The organism is Sphingobium sp. (assembly GCF_035511395.1).
Classification (GTDB): domain Bacteria; phylum Pseudomonadota; class Alphaproteobacteria; order Sphingomonadales; family Sphingomonadaceae; genus Sphingobium.
The window spans coordinates 1-9,448 of sequence record NZ_DATKFP010000113.1; the positions used below are offsets into that span (position 1 = coordinate 1).

5 protein-coding genes and 1 pseudogene are annotated in these 9,448 nt (G+C 60.4%); 5 read left to right on the forward strand and 1 reads right to left on the reverse strand.

What is annotated here, in order from left to right; genetic code table 11:
- The 3 genes from VMR39_RS07250 to VMR39_RS07260 all read left to right on the forward strand — a co-directional run.
- Window positions 1-3,735: glycosyltransferase (locus tag VMR39_RS07250; protein ID WP_325415304.1), on the forward strand; the 3,735-nt coding region annotated here is incomplete at its 5' end.
- Between the two features lie 132 nt (window positions 3,736-3,867).
- A complete protein-coding gene (locus tag VMR39_RS07255) occupies window positions 3,868-5,139 on the forward strand; it encodes an ammonium transporter (protein ID WP_325415305.1) in 1,272 nt (423 codons plus the stop codon).
- Window positions 5,140-5,143: 4 nt separating this feature from the next.
- Window positions 5,144-5,989, forward strand: coding sequence for a glycosyltransferase family 2 protein (locus VMR39_RS07260; RefSeq protein WP_325415306.1), 846 nt, complete (start codon window positions 5,144-5,146; stop codon window positions 5,987-5,989).
- Here VMR39_RS07260 and VMR39_RS07265 read toward each other — a convergent pair.
- Window positions 5,986-7,320: an MFS transporter gene (locus tag VMR39_RS07265; protein ID WP_325415307.1), complete on the reverse strand. Its 1,335-nt coding sequence runs from the start codon at window positions 7,318-7,320 to the stop codon at window positions 5,986-5,988. The genes VMR39_RS07260 and VMR39_RS07265 overlap by 4 nt on opposite strands.
- 187 nt (window positions 7,321-7,507) lie before the next feature.
- Here VMR39_RS07265 and cyoA point away from each other — a divergent pair, with 187 nt between their 5' ends.
- Window positions 7,508-8,623 (forward strand): ubiquinol oxidase subunit II, encoded by a 1,116-nt coding sequence (gene cyoA / locus VMR39_RS07270; RefSeq protein WP_325415308.1) that lies wholly within the window; start codon window positions 7,508-7,510, stop codon window positions 8,621-8,623.
- Between the two features lie 5 nt (window positions 8,624-8,628).
- Window positions 8,629-9,315 (forward strand): annotated as a pseudogene (locus tag VMR39_RS07275) (cbb3-type cytochrome c oxidase subunit I); the annotation flags it as partial.
- Window positions 9,316-9,448: the final 133 nt, after the last annotated feature.

A 9,448-nucleotide genomic window follows, 5' to 3' on the forward strand; every position in this document is an offset into this window, starting at 1 on the left:
CAGCTTCGTCCTTATAAAGGGCTGGATGAACTGATCCATGCCTTTCACGACATCAGCAGCCAGACAGAGCGCGACCAGGTTCATCTGCTGATCGCCGGCAAGCCTCTGGGCGGATTTTCCGCCGGCCATGCGCGACTGATAGAGGAAAATAATCCGCGCATTCATATTCTCGACGGCTTCGTTCCGGACACGAAGATACCCTTGCTTTTCGGCGCCGCGGACGTGGTCGCCCTACCCTATCGGGATGTGCTGACATCTGGCAACCTCATGCTGGCGGCCAATTATGGCAGGCCGGTCGTCACCCCGCGCCTGCCCGCCCTGTCACTGGTGGATGAAGTCGGGCTTGGCATAGCCTACGAGCCGGAAACGCCAGGCGCGTTGGCTGAGGCCCTGCTCCACGCGCTGGACCTCGATCATGATGAGCGGGCGGCCATCTCGATCAGTGGCCGCAAACTCTCAACCGCCCAGGCATGGGACAATGTCAGCGAGACTTTCCGGAACCAGTTGATCCGGTCAATCGCGCCACGCACCGAAACGCTGCAAATCGGCCGCGCAACGCGCAGCGTTCATGTCATTCGAAAGCCAGATACCAGTGGTCGAATTGCCATCGGCATCGTGAGTGACGGCGACGCGGATCGTATCGGCGACCAACTGGCCGAATTGCGAAAGCTGACTGGCATCGACATTTACCTGTTCGACAATTCGGCGAACGGCGTTCCCCATTACGGATTGCAGACAATGGTCGACATATTGGCCTATGCCGATGCCCGGCTGAGTTGGGCTGGTGCGACCAATATCTTGTTGTCGATGATCCGAGCAGATGAATGCGAACAGATACTCCTACTCGAGCCCGACCTGTTTCTGGATGAGGCCGGCCTTCGCAACATGCTTGGCCGACTGCGACACGATGGTATCATATCCCTGATCGCTACGGGTGATAATGGCCGTATCCTCCATGGCGGCTATCGCAGTTTCCAAGATCATGCCGGCTATCTCACTATCGAGCCGTTGCTTGCCGGGGACGATCCGTCAATCGATCGCGAAGCCTATACTGTCCAGGCGCTGGGCCATGGCATCCTGTCATTTCCGACCGCGCTACTCGACCACATAGGGCTTCTTCCAGAGGAATACGCATCTTCATATACCCTGCTGGACTGGACGATGACGGCCAGACGCAAGGGTGTGAGCCTCGTCATCGAACCATCGATCGTCGCGCGCGCGTCTCCCCCAGTCTCGTCACCTGCATTCGCCGGCATAGATCGCGTTTATTACGACGTTCGCAACCGCTTTCTCCTCGACCGGAAATGGGCGAGCAAGGCTGTAAGGATCGATGCCGATGCGATCACCGACCGGCTCAACCGCGATTATGTCGAGCCGCTACGCAAGATGACCGCCAAGTCGAACCCCGAAATGCTTCCGTTGTTGGAGCGCTGCGTCCAGGCTGGGATTGATGATGGCAAAGCCCGAATTTCGGGTCCGGTCGACGTCAGCCGCCGCATCGATGCCATCTGCCTAAAGGATGAGCAGGAAAGCGCCGGCCGGATCGATCGCAAGGACGACATGCTGCTGTGCGGCTGGATCGCAGAACGTAGCGCGGGTGGGAAATCCGACTGGCGTCCCGGGTCTGCCTGGCTATTTCGGGACGGTCGTCCTCACAGCCGCGTCCAGCCATCTCTTCCGCGACCCGATGTCGCCAACGCGGGTTATTGTGAAGGCACGGGTTTCACCCTGCCCCCTCCACGCCGAACAGGCGAGGAGCGCCACGAATTCGAACTACGTTCCGATGCGAATGGGCGTCGCCTGTCCTTGTCCGATGCGATCACGGGCGATCCCTGGAGCACAAGCCGCGGCGTCGGTCAGGAGCGCAAACCCCATTTTAAGGCCTGCATCGAAAGCGTCGCCGATGGCCGGCTGACCGGTTGGGCAGTCGATCTTGCCCATCCCGACATCAAGCTGCAACTCGACATAAGCATTGAGAATGAAACGGTCGCAACCAATGTCGGTGCCGACATTCAGCGCGAAGATCTGAAACGCGCAGGGATCGGCAATGGCCATCATGGCTTTACCCTGCAATTGCATAATCGGTTTTTGTTGCAGGAAAGCCTGCATGTCGAGTTGCGCCTGACGGACAATGCCGACAGCCTGGCCAAGAAGACCATCGTGGTGAACAATGACAATCGCGGCTTTTCGCCCTATTTTTCCATGCGCAGCTTCCTGCAATGGGCCTATTGCGAGGATCGGATGGGCGCCGGCCGATCGGAATTGGCGACGAGTCTGCTGCGCCAGCTCGAAATGGAAAGAAGGCTGCTCAAACAACAAGCGGATCATTCCGATACGACCGAACTGGTGTCGGTCATTATGCCCGCCTTCAACCGCGCGAACCTGATCGCAGCGTCGATCCAGTCCGTACTCAACCAGAGCTATCCCCATTTCGAACTGATCATTGTCGATGACGGCAGCACGGACGATACCGCTGCCGTCGTGGCCGGGTTCGACGACCCACGCCTCATCCTGCTCCAATCGGCCGACAATCTTGGGGTGTCGGCGGCCCGCAACCGGGCGTTGGAAATCGCAAGTGGCGGAATCATTGCCTATCTCGATTCCGACAATCTGTGGGATGAAGACTATCTCGCGATCATGACCGCCAGCATGATGCAATATCCCGGCTATCAATCCGCTTATGCCGGCCAAATCATCTATCAGACGGTCCCCGACATGACGGGACGTCCGAACAAGGAAGAACAGAAGTCAATCAGGCTCTGCCCCTTCAACCGCAGCCGACTGGAAGAGCGCAACTTCATAGACCTCAACGTTTTCATGCACCGACGCCACCTCTATGGGCTCCACGGAGGCTTCGATGAAAAGCTTCGGAGGCTGGTCGATTGGGACTTGATCCTGCGCTACACGAAAGATTGGCCACCCCTGATGGTGCCTGCCTTGATTGGACGGTATCATGCCGACCGCGCGGACAATCAGATCACCCGGACCGAAGATTTCAACAGCAATCGCCGTCGACTGCGAATCACTACACCCGCCATGACCATCCAGACCGCGACGTACGAGGCACGCGGGTTGGACGTAACGGTGCTGGCTACGTCCGAAGACGATATGCGAAGCTGGATTCTTGCCAATGGGAACCTGCTGCAATCGGCGATCGGCACGGTGACAGGCGTCTGGACCGATAGCGATGTCGCGCGCTGTGTTGCGCTCGACGCCCGGCAGGCCGCCGACCTGGCGAGCGCCACCTTGGCGATCCACACTCTCGGCGCGATAACTGACGTCTTCGACTGGATAGAACCGGCTGCCGCCGTCCACCCTTTGCTCATTACCAAAAGCAGTCATGCCATTAGAGGTGACTGGGCAAGGACGTTCGAACGGTTGCGCCCGGTCGACATATTCACTGCGGCAACGGGCCGACTGTACCAACGCTTGACCCGTTCACGCTTCGGCAGCACATATCACGACCTGACCCCGGAACAGATCAAGTCGCATGTTCAGGACTGGTCGATTAACCCGTCTCTGTGCGGTCAGAAGAGCTGCGTCATCCCGCGCGACTATATGTTCATTCCTGCCAACTATGTCGAACGCATGCGGGTATCGGCCACGCTGACGAGAGACTTTGACGACATGATTGATCGCTACTTCGATTCCTTCGCACTCAGCGATGTGCCGGCCCTCTATCTGCCGGACCTGATCGCCTGTCACCGCGATGATATCCTGCCTTGGTCATCATGATGCGTGTTGACTGAGCCGCGTGGCCGCGAATGCCGTACACGGGCGACAACGCATAGTCACGGGCGCATCCTTATCGATTTTTTCACATCGTCAGCGCTAGGAGAGGCCATCGTCGATTTTCCGGATTGTCCGATGCGCCTTCTTTCCACACTGCTCATGAGCCTGCTGCTGACCGCTCCCCAGACCGCTTTCGCGCAGGTGGCTGCGGCCGACAGTGGCGATACGGCGTGGATGATCCTGTGCGCGCTGTTGCTGCTTTTCGCTGCTCTGCCGGGATTGATGCTGCGCCATAGTGGACAGGTCAATGTCCGAAACGCCGTGTCGGTGATGGCACAGGGCGCCGGCGTGGCGGCGGTTGTGTCTCTGGGCTGGGCATTGCTTGGCTACAGCCTGGTCTACGCGCCAGGCAACCAATGGCTGGGCAGCGGCGCGAATTTGTTGCTCGCCAATCTCAGCCTGTTGCGCGACGGGCTGACTGTGCCGGAATCGGCTTTCGTTCTGTTCCAGATGGGGCCTGCGCTGATTGCGGCGTGCCTGCTTGTGGGTGCCGTGGCCGAACGCACCCGCATCGGCTGGTTCCTGCCTTTTGCTTTTCTCTGGCTGATCATCGTCTACGTCCCGGTCGCGCACGCAATATGGGCCGGCGGATGGCTCGCCGACCTTGGCGTCATGGATTTCGCCGGCGCGATCGTCGTCCACATGGTAGCTGGATTTTCCGCTCTGGCGCTGGCGCTGATTGCCGGGACGCGACGCGAACCAAGCGACCCCGGTCATAGCGCGGTTCTTTCGATCGCCGGCGGCGCCTTGCTCTGGATCGGCCTTTCAGGGCTGGTCGGCGGTTGGGCGCTGGGCGCTACGGACGATGCGGCAACGGCCCTGCTCAACCATCATTTCGCCGGCTGCGCGGCCGCACTCAGTTGGGCGCTGCTCGACCGTATCCTGGGTAGCCGGAGCAGCGCAACCGGCCTGCTGTCGGGCGCCATGGCAGGTATCTCTGCCATTTCCGCATCGGCTGCGCTGGTCGGCACGGGCGGCGCGATGATGATCGGCGTGATCGCCGCACTCGTCTGTCGCCTGGGAACGGGCGTTGTCGGCCGCCGGATCGATGACAGCGCGAACATCTTCGTCATTCATGGTCTGGGCGGCGCGACCGGAGCACTTCTTCTCCCGGTCTTCGCGCTGCCTCTTCTTGGCGGCGTTGGCTTCGATCCAAGCATCACCCTTGGCGGCGCGCTGGCGGGTCAGGGGATAGGATTGGTCATCGTCGGCCTATGGGCGATGGTCGGCAGCGCGATCGCTGCCCTGATCGTGTCCGTCGTGATCCCGATGCGCGTCAGCCCTCAGGTCGAAACCGAAGGTCTGGACGCGGCGCAGCATGGCCAGCAGGGCTGGGATTTCCGTTGACGACATGACTGTCGCCGTTGCCATATTCGCACATCAGGAGGAGCGTCGAATCGCCGCTTGCCTCGCTTCACTGCCGCTTGATCGGCCGGACACATCATTCCATCTGCTGGTGAACGGCACTACTGACGCAACCGTCGAGCGGGCGCGACAAGTGGTGGGCGATCGTACGAACATGATCATCCATGATATCGTGCAGGGCGGCAAGTCACGTACTTGGAACCACATGGTTCATGACCTGCTGACAGGCGCGGAAGATGTCGTGATCTTCATGGATGGTGACGCGCAAGTCACCGCCGGGTCGTTTGATGCGCTGGTCACCGAACTGACTTCCAACCCGCACGCCAATGCCGCTGCCGGCATGCCGATGAACGGCAGAAAAGCTGCGACTTATCGGGAAGGGCTGCGGGTCGAGCGAGGATTGTTCGGCGACCTCTATGCCTTACAGGGGCGCTTCGTGCATGCCGTCCACGCACGGGGCCTGCGCCTACCCGACGACTTGATCGGCGATGACGGCATGGTAGCGGCCTGGGCGCTAACGAATCTCAATTCTGACGAGGACTGGGCGCTTGAGCGGATATCGGCCTGCGAGGGCGCTGGGTTTCTCGCCGAACAGGTGAGCCTGTTCCGGCCGTCCACCTGGCAGATGCAATATAAGCGGATGACCAACTATTCCATCCGTTTCTTTCAGAACCGGATCGTGTCCGACATCATGACGCGCGAGGGACCGGATGGGCTCCCCGCGCGTCTTGCGAGCCTCTATGGCGAATGGCTTCCCCGCTTCCGTCCGCGCCCCGGTCTTACCGGATGGTTCGATCGAAAGGCGCTTCGGCGGATGCGGGCTGCAATCTAGCGGTCGCGACCGGCCAGTTCCTTGTTGATGTAGAGCGCCACCATCGTCGCCACCGCGCCCGAGAGCAGGTAGATGCCCGAAGCGGCGAGGCCGAACTTCACCGACAGCAGCAGCGCAACCAGTGGCGCGAAGCCGGCGCCGACCAGCCAGGCAAGGTCGGACGTCAGGGCCGAACTCGTATAGCGCGCTTCCGTCGCGAAGTTGGAGGCGACCACGCCCGACGACTGACCAAACGCCAGGCCCAGTAGCATGAATCCAAGGATCATGAAGGCGACTTCGCCCAGATCCCCGCCATTCAGCAGCAACGGGGCCATGACGCTGAAGATCGCGATGCCGCCGGCCGACCAACCGAGCAGCGAGCGACGACCGATCTGATCGGCGATGAAGCCAGACACGACGATGGCAAGCAGCCCCACCGATGCACCAATCATCTCGATGATCAGGAAGCGTTCGATTGGCTGGTCGGTATAAAGCGCGACCCAACTGAGCGGGAACACCGTCACCATGTGGAACAGCGCAAAGCTGGCCAGCGGGGCAAAGGCGCCCAGAACGATGTTGCGGCCTTCGGCCTTGATGGTCGGCAGAACTTCGGAGGGTTGCAGATCCTTCTGCTCGAACAGCCGCTCGAACTCGGTCGTGACGACAATGCGGAGACGGGCGAACAGGGCCACGACGTTGATCGCGAAGGCCACGAAGAAAGGATAACGCCAGCCCCAGTCGAGGAAATCCGCCCGCGACAAGGTGAGCAGGAAGAAGGCGAACAGTCCGCTCGCAACCAGCAGCGCCAACGGCGCTCCAAGCTGCGGCACCATCGCATACCAGCCGCGCTGGTGCTGCGGCGCATTCAGCGACAGCAGTGAGGCCAGACCGTCCCACGTTCCACCGAGCGCAATGCCCTGTGCGGCGCGCAAAATGACCAGAACGACCGCAGCATAGTGGCCAATCGTCGCATAACCGGGCATGAAGGCGATCGACGCGGTCGACCCGCCCAGCAGGAACAGCGCGGCAGTCAATTTCGTGCCGCGTCCATACCGCCTGTCGACCGCCATGAAGATCAGCGAACCGATCGGCCGGGTAATGAAGGCCACGGCGAAAATCGCGAAGGAATAGAGGGTACCGGTCAACGCATCCACATAGGGGAAGACCAGACTCGGGAACACGATGACCGACGCAATCGCGTAGACGAAGAAATCGAAAAATTCGGAGGTGCGACCGATGATCACACCAATGGAAATGTCACCCGGCGCGATCTTGTGGTCTCCGCGCGCGTTGATCCTGCGCGCATCATCCTCAAGTGGCGTTGAGGTGAAGGCAATGGCCTGTGAAGTCATAGGCATCCGCTCCCTTGCTGGGCCGGCGGCGCCTGTTGCGGGTCTTCCGACGGCCAGAGAATGGCAACATAACAGAAAACCCGCAGAGTCTAAGCAGTATCCCACATTGCCTATATTTTTTGCGTCCGCACACAATTGGACAAATTGCCCACTATCCGACTCCCTGTGGAAAGGTTAGGCGCGCGCCATGTCACACCCTCACTCACCCAACTGGATCAGGCTCTTGCGCTGGTCCGCTCCGATCCTTGCGGCGCCGCTGGCGGGCTGCAACTGGGTCGTGATGAACCCGTCGGGCGATATTGCGGTGCAGCAGCGCGATCTGATCCTGATCTCGACCGCGCTGATGCTCCTGATCGTCATCCCCGTCATGGTGCTTGTCGCCTGGTTCGCATGGCGTTATCGCGCCGCGAACAAGGCGGTCGAGAAGGACTATGACCCTGACTGGGATCATAGCACCAAGCTGGAACTGCTGATCTGGTCGGCGCCGCTGCTGATCATCATCTGCCTGGGCGCCCTGACCTGGGTGAGCACGCACAAGCTGGACCCCTATCGTCCGCTCGACCGGATCGACGCGAAGACCGCGATCGACCCGAAGGTCAAGCCGCTGACCGTTCAGGTCGTCGCGCTCGACTGGAAGTGGCTCTTCATCTATCCCGAACTCGGCATCGCGACCGTCAATGAAATGGCGCTGCCGACCAATGTTCCGGTTCGCTTCGACATCACTGCGTCGACGGTGATGAACAGCTTCTATGTCCCCGAACTCGCCGGCCAGATCTACGCCATGCCGGGGATGAAGACGCAGCTCCACGCCGTGGCCAATAAGCCTGTCACCGGAACCGGCTTCTCCGCCAACTATTCGGGCGCCGGCTTCAGCCACATGCGCTTCGGCTACAAGGCGCTGGACCAGGCCGGCTTCGACGCTTGGGTCGCCAAGGTGAAGACCAGCAGCACCGCACTGGACCGCAACGTCTATCTGGCGCTCGCCAAGCCGAGCGAGAAGGCGCCCGTCGCCTATTTCACCGCCACCGATCCCAAGCTGTTCGATGCCGTCGTCAACCTCTGCCCCAAGGACGGCCAGCGCTGCATGGGCGAGCTGATGCACATCAACCAGATGGGCGGCGCGGGCAAGGAATCGGCAAAAGAGACCGAGGGTCTCCAGTACGACTTCCCCAACAGCCATGTGATCGACCAGACCGACCGCAACGAGGGCAAGGAAACCGCCCCCGACGCGCCTGGTGCAGAAAAAGCTTCGGCCGATCACTCCTCTCATAGCGGCGCTGACGCGCACGCGCAGCATCGGTGAGAACCATGACTGGCACAATGACAACAGCACAGATGATCTTCGGTCGTCTGACATGGGACAGTTTCCCATGGCATGAACCCATCGTCGTCGCGACATTCTGCGCGGTGGTGCTGGGCGGCGCGGCCGTCGTGGCGACGCTGACCTATTTCAAGCTCTGGGGTTATCTCTGGAAGGAATGGTTCACCAGTGTGGACCACAAGAAGATCGGCATCATGTACATGGTGCTCGGCCTCATCATGTTCCTGCGCGGTTTTGCCGACGCAGTCATGATGCGCCTCCAGCAGGCGCTCGCCTTCAACGGCTCCGAGGGTTATCTCAACGCTCATCACTATGATCAGGTGTTCACCGCCCACGGCGTGATCATGATCTTCTTCGTGGCGATGCCGTTTATCACCGGTTTGATGAACTATATCGTCCCGCTGCAGATCGGCGCCCGTGACGTCAGCTTCCCCTTCCTGAACAATTTCTCGTTCTGGATGACCACGGGCGGCGCGGTGCTGGTGATGGCCTCGCTGTTCCTCGGCGAATTCGCCCAGACAGGCTGGCTCGCCTATCCGCCGCTTTCCGGGATCGACTATAGCCCGGCGACCGGTGTCGATTATTATATCTGGGCACTACAGGTGGCCGGTGTCGGCACGACATTGTCGGGCATCAACCTGATTGCAACCATCGTGAAGATGCGCGCGCCCGGCAAGCCTTGATCGAGGCAGCAAAGGAGGCGGGCTTCCGGGTCAATTCCTGGACAACGACATAATGACGCAGTGAGGCGGAGGCGTAATCCGCAATAGACTGAAGACCGGCATAATAAAAATCACCGCCATCCGA